Below are 15,313 nucleotides of genomic sequence, written 5' to 3'. Positions count from 1 at the left end.
ATGACCTCCAGGCCGAGATCGAGTCGGCCATCGGCGACGGCTCGGCCTTCGGGCGTCTCCCGGGCCGGGCTCACGCCGTCTCGCCAAGGCCCGAAACACGTGCCGGGGACTCGCCCACGCCGCCGGTGGTGGACAGGACCCGTCTCACCAGGCGGATCACCTCGTCGATGGTCACCTGCGCGTCCTCGTCCGACCCGCAGGCGGCCACCTCCCGCCCGGCCTCGCCCATCATGGTCGTCAGCAGGACGACCAGCACCTGGCTGCGCCGCGAGTCGTCGAGGCCGAGCAGCCGCCTGTTGCCGCCGATCCAGTCCCAGCCGCGCTGCCTGCGCAGCCCGGCGAACTCGGCCGGCCCGTCGTTCTCCAGGAACAACCTGGCCACCGAGCGCTGCTCCCACGACCCTTCGAGGTAGGCGCGGGCGCCCGCCAGGAAGCGCTCCTGGGTGCCCTCGCTCGCCCGGGTCGCTCTGGACGTGCGCTCCTCCTGGCCGCGCATGAACTGCTCCCACAGGGCGAGGAAGAGGCCCGGCTTGCCACCGAAGTGGTGGTAAAGGCTGCCGACGCTGATGCCCGACGCCTCGACGATGTCGGCCACCGTGGCCTCGCCGTACCCCTTGGCCAGGAAGACCTCGCGGGCGGCGCGCAGCAGCGCGTCACGGGTGCTGCTGGAGCGTCCCCAGCGGCGGTTCTTCACGCTTTCGCTGCGGATCTGGGAGACCGGCGCATGACCGCATTATGACGGCCGGTACGCGGATCTCCCGCGCCGCATGGGGAAAATCACGACGACCGGATCGCCGGACGTGCTGACATCACCACCGGACCGATCCTCACGTCACTGCTGGGTGATCTTGACGTCGTCGACGCCGGCCTCGACCAGGCTGGCGCCCGAGGCGTCGGCGGCCTCGATCACGATGCGGACGCTCTGCCCGGCGAAGCCGGAGAGGTCCGCGGTGGCCGTGCTCCATGCCCCGTCCCGGTCGGCGGCCGCGCCGGACTGGGTGAACACCGTGGCGCTGGAGGAGGCTCCCACGATCCGGACGCGGAAGAAGTCCGCGCTGGAGGAGTTGCTGCCGTGGGCCAGGTACCACGACAGGGAGACCTTCAGCACGCCGCCGGCCGGCAGCGTGATCGCCGGTGACCGGATCGACGAGACGCCGCCGTCGAGGTCGTTCGCGCCGGCGCTCGATCCGGCCGTCCGCCCGGTGACCAGGTCGTTCGTCCCGCTCACCGTGGTGCCGAGCTGCTTGGCGCCGCTGGAGGTGGTCGCCTCGGGGTCGCCGCGCTCCCACAGGCCCGTGGTGGCGGTGTCGGTGCCGTCGGGGTTGGTGACCCAGCCGGTGCTCGTCTCGAACGTGTCCGACCACACCGTCGCCGGCGGTACGGCGGTGCCGAGCGTCCACACCGAATGGGCGATGGCGTCGGCGTTGCGGTCCAGCGCCGTGTCGTTGATGTTGGCCGTCGTGTCGCAGGAGCGGTGGTAGCAGGGGTCGAACGCCTGCCCCGCCGTGCCTCCCCAGAGCTGCGCCTGGGCGCTGGACTTGATCCCCTCGGCGCCGGTGAACGTGCCGCCGGCGGCGATGCCGACCGCGATGAACGGTCCGTAGTCGGAGCGGCCGTCGAAGTCGGTGCCGCGGGTGGCCACGCCGATGGAGCCGAAGTAGGACTGCAGCGTCTGCTCCAGCTCGGCCGAGCCGGCCGGACCGGGACCCGCGCCGACGCCGTCGGAGTTGTCGCCGTCGTACAGGAAGTAACCGGCGTTCGGCGAGCCGACCATGTCGAAGTTCAGGTACGCCTTGATCTTCGACCGTTCGGCGGCGGGCAGGTTGTTGACGTAGAACTGCGAGCCGCGCAGCCCCAGCTCCTCGGCCCCCCACCAGGCGAACCTCAGGTGCTTGGACGGCTGCAGCGCCTGACGCGAGACCTCCAGCGCGACCTCCAGGATCGAGGCCGAGCCGGACCCGTTGTCGTTGATGCCGGGCCCGGCCGTCACGCTGTCGAGGTGGGCGCCGGTCATGAGGATGTCGTTCGGGTCGCCGCCGGGCCAGTCGGCGATGACGTTGTAGCCGGTGGCGCCGTTGTAGGTGAAGGACTGCAGCGTGGTGGTGAACCCGGCGGCGTCGAGCCGTCCTTTGACGTAGTTGGCCGAGGCCAGGTAGCCGGGGCGGCCGTGGGCCCGGTTGCCGCCGTTGGCGGTGGCGATCGTCTGGAGCTGGGTGAGGTGGGCCTTGACGTTCGCCAGCGGGATGTCGGGCGGCGCCACCGCCGTGGACGCCGCCGTGGACGCCGCCGTGGACACGGCCGGGGACGCCGCCGCCGGCGCGGTCAGCGCCAGTGGGACGAGCAGGACGAATGCGCCTAACGTAGTGAGGAGCAGCTTCATGGCTTCCTCCGCTGGGGGGTGGGACAGAGGAGTGCTCGCCAAGGGGGCGGCCGGGGTGCGCCGCTCCGTCCTGGCCTATCTGCGCGCCGCCCGAACGTAACGAGCCACGCTCATCTTGAAAAGGCCCATAAATCCCGACATCTCCGGCTTTACGCATGGCGCGGAGTGCCGAACCGGCGGAATCAGGGCAGGCCACGACGCTGTTGACATAGCCACGAGCCGGCGCGGTTGCCGGGCTCGGAGCGTCGTCAGTCAGCGCGCTTCCGGGCGGGCGGCTCCGTGATCACTCCCCGTATGATCGGACATCGGAGGTTCGAGAATGTTGCGGGCGTTCTTCAGGACCGAGGCGGGAAGCACCAGCGTCCTGCTGGGCGCGACCCTGCTGGCTCTGCTGTGGGCCAACTCGCCCTGGGGCGACACCTACGACGCCTTCTGGCACACCCAGATGGGCCTGTCGTTCGGCACCGCCGACTTCTCGTTGGACCTGCGCCACTGGGTCAACGACGGCCTCATGGTGATCTTCTTCTTCCTCATCGGCCTGGAGATCTCCTACGAGGTGCGGGTGGGGCAGCTCAGGGACCGGCGGTTGATCGCCGTCCCGGCCGTCGCCGCGCTCGGCGGGATCCTGCTGCCCGCCGGGGTCTATCTCGCCCTGAACGCCGGCGGCCCCGGCGCGGGCGGGTGGGGCATCCCGATCGCCACCGACACGGCCTTCGTGCTGGGGCTGCTCGCCATCGTGGGGGCCAGGTGCCCCGATCCGCTGCGGGCGTTCCTGCTCACGCTGGCGATCGTGGACGACGTGCTCGCGATCATCGTCATCGCCCTCTTCTACACCGAGAGCCTGTCCGTCGTCGCGCTGCTCATGGCCGCGGCGCTGCTGGCGGCGATCCTGACGTTGCGGTGGCTGAAGATCTGGCGGGCGCCCGCGTACATCGTGCTGGGGTTCGGGCTGTGGCTGGCGACGCTGGAGAGCGGCGTGCATCCCACGCTGGTCGGCATCGCGCTGGGCGTGCTGGTCTTCGTGTACGCGCCGAGCGAGTACAAACTGCTGGCCGCGGGTGAGGCGGTGCACGAGTTCACCAACGACCCCAACCCCCGTGCGGCGCGGGAGGTGACGCGGCGGGTGCAGAGGGCCGTCTCGGTCAACGAACGGCTGCAACTACGGCTCCACCCGTGGAGCGCCTACGTGATCGTGCCGATCTTCGCGCTGGCCAACGCCGGGGTGCGGCTCGACACCGAGACGCTGCGCCAGGCCGCGACCTCGCCCATCGCGATCGGTGTGGCCCTCGGGCTGGTGTTCGGCAAGTTCGCCGGCATCGTGCTCGGCACCTGGCTGCCGCTGCGGCTCAACTGGGGCGTGCTGCCGGGCAACCTGGTGTGGGGGCAGTTGTTCGGCGGCGCGGCGGTGTCGGGCATCGGCTTCACCGTGTCGCTGTTCATCGTCGACCTGGCCTTCGATGACACCGCGCTGCACAACCAGGCCAAGATCGGCATCCTGGCCGGGTCCCTGATGTCGGCGCTGGCCGGCTGGATCATCTTCCGGCTGGCCTGGAACAGGGGCGGGGTGTGCGCGCCGCCCGACGTCGAGCCGGAGGAGGAGCCGCCCGTTCGGCTGACCGTCCCCGTGGGCCCCGGCGACCACGTGCGCGGGCCGGTCAAGGCGAAGGTGACGATCGTCGAGTACGGCGACTTCGAGTGCCCCTACTGCGGCCGGCTGCACCCGATCCTGCGCGAGCTGCTCGACGGGCACCGGGACGTGCGGGTCGTGTTCCGGCATTTCCCGCTGCGCGCCATCCACCCGAGGGCCTTCCCCGCGGCGCTGGTCGCCGAGGCTGCCGCCGAGCAGGGAAAGTTCTGGGAGATGCACGACATCCTCTTCGACAACCAGCGCTTCCTGACCGACGCCGACCTGGCGCGCTACGCCGGCCGGCTCGGCGTGGACCCCTGGCCCGACCCCGCGCGGCAGACCGCCCGGATCGCCGGGGACGAGGCGTCGGGCCACGCGAGCGGGGCACGGGGCACGCCCACGATCTTCGTCAACGGGGTCCGCTACCAGGGCAAGCTGGACCTCGGGTCGATCTCCCGGGCCGTCGAGGAGGCCCGCAACCAGCCCGGCGTCGCCGCGACCGAGTCCGATTCCGGGAGTTGACCGAACTTCCGGCTGGACGGGGCGTACCGTACGGGTGCGGACAATCCCGTATGACCTCGGCCCGTGTTCGAGGATCCATCAGATCTGGCGAGGTGCCGGGTTTACCCGTGTCAGGGGAATCGCTTGCCTGATACGGTCCTTGTGTTCGAATCGGGCAGGGCTTGTCCGTCGCCTCCCTCAGCCGAGGAAGCGAGAAGCCGCGCCCTTCAGGGAGCGGAGGAGTCACGACCGCAGAGCGTCCCGGCCCCCAGGAGCCCGATCCCAACCGGACCGTCAGGCACCGCTGGCCGCACCCCGCCCCGCCCGGGCAGCAGCCACCGGGCACGCAGCGCCTGCCCTACACCCCCGACATGCTGCCCGACGTTCCCCAGTACGAAGCCAGGCCCGCCAGATCCGGCTGGTGGTGGGCGATCGTGGTGGGCGGCATCGCGGTGCTCGTGGCGGCGCTGGCCGTGGCCGCGATCCTGTGGATGCGGGCCCAGACCGGCGCCCAGGCGCCGGCCGAGCCGGTGGGAACGGCCGCGGGGCCGCCGCGCGTCACCGACACGCGCTCCCAGGTCTCCTACCTCCTCCCCCCGGGCTGGGCGAAGGCCGACGACCCTTCGTTCACCTCGGGCATCACGCGCGGCGGCGCGACCGTGGTCGCCTTCCGGGAGGAGGGACCCACGCTGAGCGCCGAGCAGTTGCAGGCCAGGGCCGGATCCGTCGCGCTGGACACGGCGCGGCGGCTGCTGCCCGCCGTGGACAGCAGGGAGGACGTGCGCACGCGGATGCTGGAGCTCGGCGGCCTGCCCGCGGCGACGGCGTCGTTCCGCGTGGTGTTCGCCGGCGCCGGCCAGGACCCCGCCTACGTCCGCGTGGTGGCCGTGCAGGCCGGCGGCGCGATCTCCTACGTCTACGGCAGCACGGTGCCCGACGGCGAGGCGGCCCGCCAGGCACTCGACGCGATCCTGGACAGCGTCACGCCCGCGCGAACTCCATGATCCAGTTCGTCTCCCAGGTCTGCTCGCCGTCCACCGAGAAGGCCTGCTCCCACCGGCAGGCGTCCTTGCCGAGGACGGTCCAGACGAAGCGGCAGCGCACCGGCTTCCCGTCGTCGGTGTCGTCGGCGTAGAACTCACCCCGATCCCCGTCGAAGCGGCCGACCATGGGCGGCAGGCCGAGCACCCCAGTGACGCTGCTCGCCCAGTAGATCGACCACTCCTCGGTGGCCGGGTTGTAGATCCGGAGCGTCAGCCCGGAGTAGCCCTTGGTCGGGAAGACGATCTCGTCGAAGTTGGCGGCGCCGTCGAAGGCGCGGGTGATGACGGACCGGCCGGGGAACTCGTCCCACTCGTCGCAGCCGGCGAGCCGCTCGACGAGCCGGCGGTTGACCACGTTCCAGGTACCGATGAGGAAGTCGAAGTCGTTCATGAGCAAGACCGTAGGCCAGGGTCACTGACAGGTAATGTCAGTGAATATGCGCGCATCTCGCCTCGTTTCGATCTTGCTGCTCCTGCAGACGCGCGGCCGCATGACCGCCCAGGCCCTCGCCGAGCGGCTCGAGGTCTCGGTCCGGACGATCTACCGCGACGTCGAGTCGCTGCACGCCGCCGGCATCCCCCTGTACGGCGACGCGGGCCCGAAGGGCGGCTACCAGCTGCTCGACGGCTATCGCACCAGGCTGACCGGGCTGACCCCCGACGAGGCCGAGTCGCTGTTCCTCGCCGGGCTGCCGGGACCCGCCGCCGAGCTGGGACTGGGGGCGGTGGTGACGGCCGCGCAGCTCAAGCTGATGGCCGCGCTGCCCGTGGAGCTGCGCGACCGGGCCGACCGGATCCAGCAGCGCTTCCACCTCGACGCCCCCACCTGGTATCGGGACCTGGAGCCGGTCACGCACCTGCCCGCCGTGGCCGACGCCGTGTGGAACGAGCGCCCGCTCCAGGTCAGATACCGCCGATGGAAGGCGCCCCAGGAGGTGGACCGGAGGCTGGAGCCGTACGGGCTGGTCGTCAAGGCGGGCCGATGGTATCTGGTGGCGCGTTCCGGTGAACAGGTGCGCACCTACCGGGTCTCGCAGATCCTCCGCCTGCGGCCGCTGCCCGAACGGTTCGCCCGGCCCGCGGACTTCGACCTGGCGGCCTACTGGCAGACCTACCTGGCGGAGTTCGAGGCCCGGCTGCGCAGGGGCGAGGCGGTGGTGCGGCTGTCGCCGGACGGGCTGCGGCTCCTGGCGAACCTGATGACCCCCGGCGTGGTGGCGGCGGCGAAGGCCAGCGCCGAACCGGCCGACGAGGAGGGCTGGACGCGGGCGACGGTGCCGATCGAGTCGATCGACCACGCGGTGGGCGAGTTCCTCAGGCTGGGCGCCGACGTCGAGGTGATCTCCCCGCCCGAGCTGCGCCGGCAGGTGCTCGCCACCGCCGAGCGGCTGGTCCTGCTCTATCGCGGCGAACAGGACGACTGAGCCGAGCCGGACGATCAAGGTGATCAAGCGGCCTGCAAGCCCTCCCGTACAGACTCCCGCGGAAGATCCATGACCGTTTCGGGGGACTCGAACAGTGCTAACGCTCACGATGACCGGGGTCCTCGCCGTCACGGGGGTCCTGCCGCCCCTGGCCGCCGAACCCCACTACACCCTCCCCAGAACGGCGGTGACCGCCACGGTCAACGCCGACGGCACGGTCAGCGTGGTGCAGGAGCACACATTCACGTTCACCGCCGAGAGCCACGGCGCCTACGTGGACATCCCGCGGGCCGCCCACGTGACCGTCGGCGACGTCACCGTCAGCGAGGACGCCCTGCCGTACCGGCGTGGTGGCGTGGCCGAGCCGGGCGCCGACGGCCCGGACGGCGGCTACACCGAGCAGCCCTGCGCCCACTCGCACCGCGTGGTCTGGCACTTCACCGCCGCGCCGCGCACTACCCGGACGTTCCGGCTCGGCTACACGCTCCGGAACGCGATCATCGCCTACGACCGGCACGCGTTCCTGCACCTTCCCGTGTGGGGGCGCTACTGGCCGCGCGACCTCGACCGCCTGGAGGTCACCGTACGGCTGCCCCGCACGGAGCAGGCGGCCGGCGGGGTGCACGAGGCGTTCGGGCAGCCCGCGAGGCGGCTGACGACGAGCGTCGGCGAGGCCGGGCAGGTCACCACGGCCACCGCCCAGAGAGTGCCCCGTGGGCACGCGGCGGCCCTCGACCTGGTCTTCCCGCGCGAGCGGCTCGACCTGCCGCCGCTCGGCTCGCGGAACGTCCAGCGCAGGGACGGCGCGGACGGCGCGGCCGACCTGGCGACGCTCCGCTCGGGCGGCCGGCTCGTGACCGCCGCCGGAGGCGGGGCCTGCGCTCAGACCGGGAAGGAGGAGGCCGGCCCGGCCTGGTGGCGCTTCGGCGGCCTGGCGGCGGCCGCCACCGCCGTGATCATGATCCTCGGCCGGTTACCGCAGGCCGTCGGCCGCATCCGCCGGACCGGACTCCCCGACGAACACCACAACACGCACGATCGGGATGCCCTCCCGGATGAACGATGACCCCGTGAACGCTCCCGGACGTCCCCGCAGGACGGGTTTGGGCGCCTGTCCGTGCTCCACCCACCGCGAACGGCGGTGGGCGGCCCTCACCGCGTGAGCCCCGACCGCCGCATGACGTGGAACCGCCTGGTGATCTCGTAGCCGGCCGCGCCGTAGAGCCCGGCCGCGGGGCTGTCCTCCCCCGTCCACAGGAACCACGACGAGTGCAGCCCCTCGGCGCGCATCCTGGTCATGGTGAGGTGGAGCAGGATCTTGCCGAGCCCGGTGCCGCGTTCCCCGGGATCGACGCCGAACGGCCCGAACCTCTCGGGGATCCCGCGATAGGCGCCGTACACGGCGAATCCCACGATGCGATCATTTTTCGCGATAATCATCCGTCCGGGATCTCCGTGCCGCCTGATCGCCTCGCCCCAGTCCGGGTTGAAGCCGCCGGCCGCGAAGCGGATCAGCTCCGGCAACTCACCGTCCGACGGCGAGCGGAAGGCGTACCCCTCGCTCTCGCGCGCGGCCCGCAGCCGGTGCGCCTCGTCCGGCGTGGCATAGCCGACCAGGGTGCGGTCCATCGCCACCGGCGAGTGGAGCGTCTCGAACCCGGCCCGGCGCAGCAGCCCGAACCCGTCGGGGTAGAGCACCGGATCGGCGCCCGGCAGCACGTAGTTGGGCGTGTAGGAGGCGAAGTCGACCGTGGTCCTGCCCCGTTCGGCCAGGAAGCCGAGCGCCTCGCCGAGCAGCCGCCGGCCGAGCCCGCGCCCCCGATGCCCGGGAACGACGAAGAAGTAGGGGATCCAGCCGGTCTCCGGCTCCAGACCGGTGCCCGGCGCGAGCGGCGTCAGCCTGCGCACCGCGTAGGCGCAGCCGGCGACCGCGCCGTCCACGACGGCCACACGCAGGCCCTCGGGGTCGAAGTTGGGGTCGAGGAGCACGCAGTCGCGAAACCACCCGGAGGTCGTGGGATCGGCCGGCATGCTGCGGTTCCACGCCTCGACCAGGCAGTCCTCATCCCCCGCCCGGAACCCGCGAACAGTGACCATCGGCATCCCTCCCGCGACGCATCCGGGCCCGCCGCCGGGGCCACGGCCGATCCGGCTCGGGACCCTACCAGGGCCGTCGGCGGGCGCGTAAAGGGCGTGGATCGGGAATTTCATCTTTCCAACTACGTGTTGCTATCTTGCCAACGGTGCGTCGGCAAGCGGCGGCGCATGTCCGCCGTCCCCATGAAGGAGTGCCATGTTCCTGGCCTGGCGCGAGCTGGTCTTCGCCCGCGCACGTTTCGGCCTGATGGGCGGAGTCGTCGCCCTCATCGCGATCCTCGTCGTCCTGTTGTCCGGCCTCTCCTCCGGACTCGTCAACGACGGCGTCTCCGGACTCCAGCGGTTGCCCGTCACCGCGTTCGCCTTCGCCGAGGGCACCAAGACCGACTCCGCCTTCTCCCGCAGCACGGTCGACGTGGCACAGGCCGAGGCGTGGAAGAGTCGTGACGACGTCGGCGACGCCGCGCCGTTCGGCAACATGCTCATCAACGCCAGGGCCACCACGGCCGGCGGCGCTCAGGTGCCGATCGACCTGGCCCTGTTCGGCGTGGACCCCGGCTCCTTCCTCGCGCCCGCCGTCTCCACCGGCGTCCGGCTCGGCGCCGCCGACGGGATCGTGGTCAGCCAGACCGTCCTGGACGAAGGCGTGGCGATCGGCGACACTCTGACCGTCGAACGCCTCGGCACCCGGCTCACGGTCGTCGGCACCACGGGCGATCAGCGCACGTTCGGGCACGTCGACGTGGCGTACCTGCCGCTGCGCACCTGGCAGCAGCTGCACGCGGGCGCGGGCCCGGGCGACGAGGTGCGCGCCGACGCGTACGAGGAGGCCACGGCCATCGCCCTGCGCGCGCGGGACGGAGCTCGGATCGACCTGCCCGGCGGCGACGCCGGGGCGGGCACCACGAGCCTCACGCTGGAGGAGTCCTTCGGCGCCTCCCCCGGCTTCACCGCCGAGACCTCCACGCTCACGCTCATCCAGGTCTTCCTGTACGCGATCTCCGCGCTCGTCGTCGGAACGTTCTTCACCGTGTGGACGATCCAGCGCAAGCACGAACTCGCCGTCGTCCGGGCCATGGGCGCCTCGACCGGCTATCTCATGCGGGACACGATGATCCAGGCGTCCATCATCCTGATCGTGTCCACCGCCGTGGGCTTCCTGGCGGGGGTGGGCGGCGGCACGCTGCTCACCACGACCCCCATGCCCTTCGCGCTGGAGGCGGGCCCGCTCGTCTTCGCCGCCCTGCTCCTCGTCGGCCTCGGCCTCGCCGGTGCCGCGGCGGCCGTCGGCCGCATCGTCCGCGTCGACCCGCTCGCAGCCCTGGGAGGGCAACGATGAACAGCCGCTCCACGTCCGCGCGACCCGGCTCCCGCCGCGCCGGCACCCCGGAGAGCGCCGGCCTGCTGGTCGAGGGCGTCACCCTGCGCCTCGGCGACGGCGACGCCACGGTCACCGCGCTCGACGACGTGCGCCTCGCCGTGACGCCCGGCGAGTTCGTCGCCATCGTCGGGCCGTCCGGTTCCGGCAAGTCGAGCCTGCTCGCCGTCGCGGGCGCGCTCACCACGCCCGACTCCGGCCGCGTCCTGCTCGACGGCGTCGACATCACCCGGGCGAGCTCGCGCGAGAAGGCGCGCCACCGCCGGAACAGGATCGGGTTCGTCTTCCAGTCCGGCAACCTCATCCCCGCACTCACCGCGGTCGACCAGCTCCGCTTCGCACTCGACGTGGCGGGCAAGCGTCCGAGTGCCGGTCACGAGCCGCTCGCGCTGCTCGAACGGGTCGGCATGGCGCACCGCGCCCGGCACCGCCCCCAGCACCTGTCCGGTGGCGAGCGCCAGCGTGTCGGCATCGCCCGCGCGCTCGTCACCCGGCCGGCCGTGCTGCTGGTCGACGAGCCGACCGCCGCGCTCGATCGCGCTCGCAGCGACGACATCGTCAAGCTGCTCGCGCACGAGACGCACGAGTCCGCCGTCGCGACGATCATGGTCACGCACGATCACGACGTGCTCGGCCACTGCGACCGCGTCCTGTCGATGGTGGATGGGAAACTGTCCGGGTAGGCAGACCATGGTGGAGGAGGGCAGGTGCCACGTATCCAGGCGTCGACCGTCGCCGAGCATCGCGCGGCTCAGCACCGGGCGCTGCTCGACGCGGCCAGGGCGCTCCTCGCGGAGACCGGGCGGCCTCCGACGCTGGGCCGTGTCGCGGCTCGCGCCGGGCTCGCCCGGCCGAGCCTCTACCAGTACTTCCGGTCGGCCGAGGACCTGCTCAACGCGGTGGTGAAGGACGTCTTCCCCCGCTGGTCGGCCCGGGTCGCCGCCGCGATGGACGCCGCCGCGAATCCCGCCGACCGCGTGCTCGCCTACGTGCTGACCAACTTCGAGCTCATCACGGAGGGTGAGCACGCGCTGGCCACGGTCCTCGCGGAGGTCGCCCCCGGCGACACGGTCGCCGAGCAGAGCCGCGCCATGCACCAGCGGCTGCTGGAGCCGCTCGTGGTGGCGCTGCGCGAGCTCGGCGTCCCCGCGGTGCCCGAGACGGCGGAGATGATCAACGCCATCGTGTTCGCCGGATCCCGCCTGATCGAGTCCGGCACCGACCTGGAGACCGCCTGGCACTCCGCTCGGGCCCTGCTGGAGCCGTTCCTGCGTGCCGCGGGCGAGACCGCGCCCTGAGGAGGCGCGGGTCTCGGCTACATCCGGACGAGGCCGCTCGACAGATGTTGTGCGGCGTACCAGATGCACAGGCGGTGGGCGGAGGGCTAGGGCTGGGCTAGGGCGCCACCGTCATCACCGGCCGCCAGGTGGGCCGGACGGGGCATCGACGCCGTGATCGAGCAGTGGCGCGGATCGCCCGGCGACGGCACCGGCGCGATCTACGTCACCGTGGACGTCGACGTGCTGGAGCTCGGCTACGCGACCGGCACCGGAGCGGCCACCCCGGCCACCCCGGCCACCCCGGCCGGCCCGGCAGCCACCGGCTCGACAGCTTCCGCAGCGTGCTGCGCAACCCCCACGTCGGGCCGCTGTTCATCGTTTCGGGGATGAACGAGACACTGCGGGGAACGGCCGCGCGGCGCTCGTGTCGGACGCGCCGTTCTTCGACGACCTGACGGTCCAGGGCAAGCGGCCGCGGCTGGCGGTCCTTGTCGACGTCGAAGAGGGCTGGTAGCGAGCAAAGCTCGCTACCAGCCCTCGGTCAACGTGGAGCTATGGGGATTCGAACCCCAGACCTCCTCCATGCCATGGAGGCGCGCTACCAACTGCGCCATAGCCCCTGGTCACCGCCACGAGTGTGCTCGCGAGCGGCGCCTCGGCAGCATATAACCAACCCCGGGATTCGCCTAATCGCACGAGCCGCACGGTGTTCGGCTCGTGCGCACGGCGTCAGGCCACGGCCTCGGGACGGTCGTCGCTGTTGACGGGCTCCGGCAGCGTGCCCGCGTTGTGCTCCAGCAGGCGCCATCCCTTGCGCCCCTCCTGCAACACCGACCACGAGCAGTTGCCCAGCCCGCCGAGGGCCGGCCAGAGCTGCTCGGGCAGGCCGAGCAACGCGCAGATGCCGAGCCGCAACGCGGCGCCGTGCGAGGCGATGACCAGCAGGCCGTCGTCGTCGAGCCGTGAGGCCCAGCGGCGCATGGCGGCGGCGACCCTCAAGGCGACATCACCGACCGCCTCACCGTCGGGGGCCTCCCAGGCCACGTATTCGGACGGCCAGCGGGCGGCGATCTCCTCGCGGGTCAGCCCCTCCCACAGCCCGCCGCCCCGCTCCCGGAAGTCCTTGTCGATCAGCACGTCCAGGCCGGCGATCCGGCCCAGCGCGAGCGCGGTGTCGTTGGCCCGTTGCAGGTCGGAGGAGACGATCAGGGTCGGACGCAGCGACGCCAGCAGGGAGGCCGCCCTGGTCGCCTGTGCCAGGCCGGTCTCGTCGAGGGGGATGTCGGAGTGGCCCTGGAAGCGCTGTTCGACGTTCCAAAGCGTCTGGCCGTGCCGAAGGCAGACGATGCGCTTGCTCAAGTGCGGGCCCGCTGGATGTTGGCCTGCATCACGCCCTCCGGCAGGGCGATGGCCGGGCAGTCCTTCCACAGCCGCTCGAGCGCGTAGAAGGTGCGGTCCTCCTCGTGCTGGACGTGCACGACGATGTCGATGTAGTCGAGCAGCACCCAGCGGCCTTCGCGCTCGCCCTCGCGGCGCACCGGCTTGGCGTCGGCCTCGGTGCGCAGTTTGTCCTCGATCTCGTCGACGATGGCGCGTACCTGGCGGTCGTTCGTGGCGGAGCAGAGCAGGAACGCGTCGGTGATGACGAGCTGCTCGCTCACGTCGTAGGCGAGGATGTCATCGGCCAGCTTGTCTGCCGCGGCCTCTGCGGCGATCTGCACCAGCTGGACGGCTCTCTCAGATGCGGTCACGATGCGGGTCTGTCCTCCTGTGTCGGCAGCATGCCCTTGTCCTGAGCCTACCCTTCCCGGCTCGGACAGCTCACGCACGACTCCGACCCCCTAGGCGCCCCCGGCGCGGTAAAGACCGCGCTTGTTGATGTACTGGACGATGCCGTCGGGCACCAGATACCAGATCGGCTCCCCCTCGGCCACGCGGTGCCTGCACTCGGACGACGAGATGGCCAGGGCCGGGATCTCGAGCAGTGTGACCTTGCCCTCGGGCAGCCCGGGATCGTGCAGGGTGTGCCCCGGTCTGGTGCAACCGACGAAATGGGCAAGTTCGAATAGTTCGTCCGCGTCCTGCCAGGTAAGGATGGCGCCGAGCGCGTCGGCTCCGGTGATGAAGTAGAGCTCGGAGTCGGGCCCGTAGATGTCGGAGACGTCCCGCAGGGTGTCGATGGTGAAGGTCGGCCCAGGCCGGTCGATGTCGACCCGGCTGACGGAGAAACGCGGGTTCGACGCGGTCGCGATGACGGTCATCAGATAGCGGTCCTCGGGCGCCGACACCTCGCGCTCCGCCTTCTGGTACGGCCGCCCCGTGGGCACGAAGACGACCTCGTCGAGTTCGAAGTGATGGGCCACTTCACTGGCGGCGACCAGGTGGCCGTGGTGGATGGGATCGAACGTCCCGCCCATGACACCAACGCGTCGCTTCCCCTGAGCCCCAGGCGCGTTCATCATGAAACGGACCTTACGCGGAAGCCGTGCCACAACCTGATGGCACCCCCCTTGGTGATGAACGCGCATCCCTTCCCCTGCGGACGTAGCATGCCGGGCATGACGACCACCCCGGACCGCAACCGCGTCCAACTGCCCGGCATCTCGTCCCGTGCTTACGAACATCCCGCAGACCGGTCGGCTCTGGTCGCTCTGCGTAAGCTGAGTGGGTTCGACACGGTCCTCAAGCAGATGTCCGGCCTGATCAGCGAGCGGCGGCTGCGCCTGATGTACCTCGCGTCGGCCGTGCGCGTGAGCGAGACCCAGTTCCGCTCCCTCTACGACATGGGCCGCGACGCCGCCTATATCCTCGACCTGCACCGGATCCCCGAGATCTACGTTCAGCAGGATTCCCAGGTGCAGGCCAAGGCCATCGGCTTCGACGATCCGTTCATCGTCGTGACCACCGGCCTGCTCAACCTCATGAACGAAGAGGAGCAGCGCTTCGTCATCGGCCACGAGACCTCCCACATCCTGTCGGGTCACGCGGTCTACCGGACGATGCTCGACATCCTCACCCGCCTGGCCACCCGCGTCGCCTGGATCCCGCTCGGCTACATCGGCCTGCGCGCGATCGTCGCGGGGCTCGAGGAGTGGTATCGCAAGTCCGAGCTGTCCTCCGACCGCGGCGGCCTGCTCACCGGCCAGGACCCCGAGGCGGCCAAGCGTGCGCTGATGAAGCTCGCCGGCGGCGACTACACCCACGAGATGAACATCGAGGCGTTCCTGGAGCAGTACCAGGAGTACGACACCGCGGGCGATCTGCGCGACGGCTTCCTCAAGGTCCTCAACCTGCTCGGCACCACGCACCCGTTCGCCGTGGTGCGCGTGGCCGAGCTGGACAAGTGGCACCGCGGCGGCGACTACGATCGCATCCTCGGCGGCGACTACCCGCGCAGGGAGGACGACTCCAACGCCAGGGTCACCGACGAGGTCAAGGCGGCGGCCGAGTCCTACCGTGAGTCGTGGTCGCAGTCGCAGGACCCGTTCATCGGGGTGCTGCGCGACGTGGCCGAGGGCGCGGTCAACGCGGGCGAGCGCATCTTCAACCGCTTCTCCCGCCGCGACGGCGGCCAGGGCTGACG

Annotated in this window: 16 protein-coding genes and 1 tRNA gene; 9 read left to right on the top strand and 8 right to left on the bottom strand. The window is 71.3% G+C overall.

Annotated elements, in window-relative coordinates:
- Positions 1 to 70: 70 nt before the first annotated feature.
- Together AB0C16_RS21155 and AB0C16_RS21150 are read right to left on the bottom strand one after the other, a co-directional pair.
- On the bottom strand, positions 71 to 694 hold the full coding sequence (locus AB0C16_RS21155) for a TetR/AcrR family transcriptional regulator (protein WP_357685345.1): 624 nt from the start codon (positions 692 to 694) through the stop codon (positions 71 to 73).
- A 138-nt stretch (positions 695 to 832) separates the two neighbouring features.
- A complete protein-coding gene (locus AB0C16_RS21150) occupies positions 833 to 2,380 on the bottom strand; it encodes a M28 family peptidase (protein WP_357685343.1) in 1,548 nt (515 codons plus the stop codon).
- Positions 2,381 to 2,699: 319 nt separating this feature from the next.
- Here AB0C16_RS21150 and nhaA point away from each other — a divergent pair, with 319 nt between their 5' ends.
- Both nhaA and AB0C16_RS21140 read left to right on the top strand, forming a co-directional pair.
- Positions 2,700 to 4,529, top strand: coding sequence for a Na+/H+ antiporter NhaA (gene nhaA / locus AB0C16_RS21145; RefSeq protein WP_357685341.1), 1,830 nt, complete (start codon positions 2,700 to 2,702; stop codon positions 4,527 to 4,529).
- Between the two features lie 161 nt (positions 4,530 to 4,690).
- Positions 4,691 to 5,512 (top strand): hypothetical protein, encoded by an 822-nt coding sequence (locus AB0C16_RS21140; RefSeq protein WP_357685339.1) that lies wholly within the window; start codon positions 4,691 to 4,693, stop codon positions 5,510 to 5,512.
- Here AB0C16_RS21140 and AB0C16_RS21135 read toward each other — a convergent pair.
- Positions 5,490 to 5,942, bottom strand: coding sequence for a hypothetical protein (locus AB0C16_RS21135; protein WP_357685337.1), 453 nt, complete (start codon positions 5,940 to 5,942; stop codon positions 5,490 to 5,492). The two genes, AB0C16_RS21140 and AB0C16_RS21135, sit on opposite strands and share 23 nt — an antisense overlap.
- A gap of 46 nt (positions 5,943 to 5,988) precedes the next feature.
- Between AB0C16_RS21135 and AB0C16_RS21130 the strand changes: the two genes are divergently transcribed.
- Positions 5,989 to 6,975, top strand: a complete 987-nt coding sequence (locus AB0C16_RS21130; RefSeq protein WP_357685335.1) for a YafY family protein — start codon at positions 5,989 to 5,991, stop codon at positions 6,973 to 6,975.
- Between the two features lie 94 nt (positions 6,976 to 7,069).
- Positions 7,070 to 8,041 carry a DUF2207 domain-containing protein gene (locus tag AB0C16_RS21125; protein WP_357685333.1) on the top strand — a complete coding sequence of 324 codons (972 nt, stop codon included), beginning with the start codon at positions 7,070 to 7,072 and terminating at the stop codon, positions 8,039 to 8,041.
- Between the two features lie 86 nt (positions 8,042 to 8,127).
- Here AB0C16_RS21125 and AB0C16_RS21120 read toward each other — a convergent pair whose 3' ends face one another.
- The gene (locus AB0C16_RS21120) at positions 8,128 to 9,072 is read right to left on the bottom strand and encodes a GNAT family N-acetyltransferase (RefSeq protein ID WP_357685331.1); all 945 of its coding nucleotides are present in this window, start codon (positions 9,070 to 9,072) and stop codon (positions 8,128 to 8,130) included.
- A gap of 196 nt (positions 9,073 to 9,268) precedes the next feature.
- On the opposite strand from AB0C16_RS21120, the gene AB0C16_RS21115 reads away from it, so the two are divergent.
- The 4 genes from AB0C16_RS21115 (at position 9,269) to AB0C16_RS21100 (ending at position 12,120) form a co-directional block, all read left to right on the top strand.
- Positions 9,269 to 10,411, top strand: coding sequence for an ABC transporter permease (locus AB0C16_RS21115; protein WP_357685326.1), 1,143 nt, complete (start codon positions 9,269 to 9,271; stop codon positions 10,409 to 10,411).
- Complete coding sequence (locus AB0C16_RS21110; protein ID WP_357685325.1) at positions 10,408 to 11,133, top strand: ABC transporter ATP-binding protein; 726 nt, start codon at positions 10,408 to 10,410, stop codon at positions 11,131 to 11,133. The genes AB0C16_RS21115 and AB0C16_RS21110 overlap by 4 nt, the downstream gene beginning before the upstream one ends.
- 24 nt (positions 11,134 to 11,157) lie before the next feature.
- The gene (locus tag AB0C16_RS21105) at positions 11,158 to 11,748 is read left to right on the top strand and encodes a TetR/AcrR family transcriptional regulator (protein WP_357685323.1); all 591 of its coding nucleotides are present in this window, start codon (positions 11,158 to 11,160) and stop codon (positions 11,746 to 11,748) included.
- A 144-nt stretch (positions 11,749 to 11,892) separates the two neighbouring features.
- Positions 11,893 to 12,120, top strand: coding sequence for an arginase family protein (locus AB0C16_RS21100; protein WP_357685507.1), 228 nt, complete (start codon positions 11,893 to 11,895; stop codon positions 12,118 to 12,120).
- A gap of 157 nt (positions 12,121 to 12,277) precedes the next feature.
- Here AB0C16_RS21100 and AB0C16_RS21095 read toward each other — a convergent pair.
- The 4 genes from AB0C16_RS21095 to nadD all read right to left on the bottom strand — a co-directional run bounded on the left by AB0C16_RS21095 (position 12,278) and on the right by nadD (position 14,192).
- Positions 12,278 to 12,350 (bottom strand) — tRNA-Ala (locus tag AB0C16_RS21095).
- 109 nt (positions 12,351 to 12,459) lie between these two features.
- Positions 12,460 to 13,089: a histidine phosphatase family protein gene (locus AB0C16_RS21090; protein ID WP_357685321.1), complete on the bottom strand. Its 630-nt coding sequence runs from the start codon at positions 13,087 to 13,089 to the stop codon at positions 12,460 to 12,462.
- A complete protein-coding gene (gene rsfS / locus AB0C16_RS21085; protein WP_357685319.1) occupies positions 13,086 to 13,481 on the bottom strand; it encodes a ribosome silencing factor in 396 nt (131 codons plus the stop codon). Before rsfS ends, AB0C16_RS21090 begins: the two co-directional genes overlap by 4 nt.
- 90 nt (positions 13,482 to 13,571) lie before the next feature.
- A complete protein-coding gene (gene nadD, locus AB0C16_RS21080) occupies positions 13,572 to 14,192 on the bottom strand; it encodes a nicotinate-nucleotide adenylyltransferase (protein ID WP_357685318.1) in 621 nt (206 codons plus the stop codon).
- An 87-nt stretch (positions 14,193 to 14,279) separates the two neighbouring features.
- On the opposite strand from nadD, the gene AB0C16_RS21075 reads away from it, so the two are divergent.
- On the top strand, positions 14,280 to 15,311 hold the full coding sequence (locus AB0C16_RS21075) for a M48 family metallopeptidase (protein ID WP_357685316.1): 1,032 nt from the start codon (positions 14,280 to 14,282) through the stop codon (positions 15,309 to 15,311).
- Positions 15,312 to 15,313 lie beyond the last annotated feature (2 nt).

The sequence above is a fragment of the Nonomuraea sp. NPDC048916 genome, from assembly GCF_040649575.1.
GTDB lineage: Bacteria > Actinomycetota > Actinomycetes > Streptosporangiales > Streptosporangiaceae > Nonomuraea.
The sequence above is the reverse complement of the archived record's forward strand: the minus strand, read 5'-3'. Positions and strand labels throughout refer to the sequence as shown.

Excerpts from the sequence above, each read along its gene's own strand:
- AB0C16_RS21150 (WP_357685343.1), bottom strand. The coding sequence starts at position 2,380 with ATGAAGCTGCTCCTCACTACGTTAGGCGCATTCGTCCTGCTCGTCCCA.
- nhaA (WP_357685341.1), top strand. The coding sequence starts at position 2,700 with ATGTTGCGGGCGTTCTTCAGGACCGAGGCGGGAAGCACCAGCGTCCTG.
- AB0C16_RS21135 (WP_357685337.1), bottom strand. The coding sequence starts at position 5,942 with ATGAACGACTTCGACTTCCTCATCGGTACCTGGAACGTGGTCAACCGC.
- AB0C16_RS21130 (WP_357685335.1), top strand. The coding sequence starts at position 5,989 with ATGCGCGCATCTCGCCTCGTTTCGATCTTGCTGCTCCTGCAGACGCGC.
- AB0C16_RS21120 (WP_357685331.1), bottom strand. The coding sequence starts at position 9,072 with ATGGTCACTGTTCGCGGGTTCCGGGCGGGGGATGAGGACTGCCTGGTC.
- AB0C16_RS21115 (WP_357685326.1), top strand. The coding sequence starts at position 9,269 with ATGTTCCTGGCCTGGCGCGAGCTGGTCTTCGCCCGCGCACGTTTCGGC.
- AB0C16_RS21110 (WP_357685325.1), top strand. The coding sequence starts at position 10,408 with ATGAACAGCCGCTCCACGTCCGCGCGACCCGGCTCCCGCCGCGCCGGC.
- nadD (WP_357685318.1), bottom strand. The coding sequence starts at position 14,192 with ATGATGAACGCGCCTGGGGCTCAGGGGAAGCGACGCGTTGGTGTCATG.
- AB0C16_RS21075 (WP_357685316.1), top strand. The coding sequence starts at position 14,280 with ATGCCGGGCATGACGACCACCCCGGACCGCAACCGCGTCCAACTGCCC.